The sequence below is a fragment of the Psychrobacter piechaudii genome (genome assembly GCF_900162825.1).
GTDB lineage: Bacteria > Pseudomonadota > Gammaproteobacteria > Pseudomonadales > Moraxellaceae > Psychrobacter > Psychrobacter piechaudii.
The window spans coordinates 1-1,408 of the sequence record NZ_FUGE01000269.1 but is presented as its reverse complement, the minus strand read 5'-3'; the positions used below and the strand labels follow the sequence as shown (position 1 = coordinate 1,408).

Here is a 1,408-nt window from a genome sequence, read left to right as displayed (position 1 = left end):
CACATGGCATGATAGAGATATCAATGCTGCTAAGAACATCCTCGCGGTCGGGCTTGACCGTCTAGCTGTAGGAATCCCCTCGGTTTAGCGAGGGGAGGAGGTCAATAATCCGTATCATACTTATAGCGACTACGTTACTTTATGCTATTATTTATCAAATTTTTCATAAATGAAGGTTATAATTTCTGAATGATTTAAAGCTTGTGCTCTCAATCAGAATTAGTCAGCAGAATTCCCTAACTTTAATAAATATGATGAGTGATCTCTTCGTATAACAAAATTCAAATAGGTTTAGTATGAGTCAAAATTCAATTTCAAACTCTCTACTTAATATTGTACTGGTATTTGCAGAGTCAGCCATTACGCTTGTTTTAAGATTCGACGCAAGCCTACGTAAAGCAGTCTATCCATTGGCTCAAAAAAATACTGTGGTCTGTGTCCGCAGTTACCTGCCCCACACTCAGTTTTATGCCACCTTCACCAATAAAGGCATTTTATTAGACAGCGAGCTTCCTCCATCTACTACAGAGCCTGACGTGGTCGTCAATGCTTATAGCCATCAGTTGATTAACTCTCTGGTTAGTAATGATGTGACTCAAATCAACAAGATCACCATGCGTGGTGGTACAGAAACGGTCAGTGAAGTTCGTAACTTTTTATCACAGTTAGGGATTGCCAGTCTTTTCCAAGGGATTATCAAAACAGTTAAAGGCAAAGGTAAAGAGACAGCTGAAGAAGCAAAAGAGCAAAACAAGCCAGACTATAAAGCCCGTATTGAAGAGCAGCAACAACAACTTAATGTTTTGAGTATGCGTAACCGTGAACTTGAGATTAGTTTAAAAGAAGCTCACAGCAAACAGAAAACAACGATGATTGCCCTTATTGTAGCTTCCTTAATTGCTATCGTTGCTGTCATTGGCTGGCTAAGCTAACCTACTGCATTTTCATTGTTAGTTATTGCCTTTTAATTATTAGTTATTGGTTTTATTCGGCAGGTATTAGGCTGAGCAGAAACTTGGCGTATTAACTCTCAACAGACTAAACCTCGTATTATGAACGATTTTTAATTGCCTTAATGGATACAGCCGTCTATTAAGGCTTTTTTTATGGTCTAATCCTATGATATGGCAATTAAATGCTAATAATAATCAAGTTAGCATTGAAAACTTGAACCCATGGTCTCAAATCAACTACCACACACTATTGCGAAGCCATAAACTATCGATAATTTACAGTCATAATTTGCTATAATATCGGCGTCTAAGATCCACAACTCTCTTACTGATTTAGGGTTAGCTATCTGTTGACAACTAATAAGTTAACTAGGTGATTAGTAATAAATTAACCTAGTTTATTTCGAGTATTACGGCAATAACCTCTCTATTACAATTAAGCCACTAATTAATCT

1 protein-coding gene and 1 pseudogene are annotated in these 1,408 nt (G+C 37.1%); both read left to right on the top strand.

Going from position 1 to position 1,408, the window contains the following annotated elements; all coding sequences use genetic code 11:
* Nucleotides 1-88: pseudogene (locus tag A1019T_RS13810) on the top strand (RNA-guided endonuclease TnpB family protein); the annotation flags it as partial.
* Nucleotides 89-296: 208 nt separating this feature from the next.
* Nucleotides 297-932, top strand: coding sequence for a hypothetical protein (locus tag A1019T_RS12860; RefSeq protein ID WP_077452128.1), 636 nt, complete (start codon nt 297-299; stop codon nt 930-932).
* The last annotated feature ends 476 nt before the right edge of the window (nt 933-1,408 follow it).

What these genes read in the sequence shown, in the direction of transcription:
- A1019T_RS12860 (WP_077452128.1), top strand. Translation starts at nt 297, where the DNA reads ATGAGTCAAAATTCAATTTCAAACTCTCTACTTAATATTGTACTGGTA.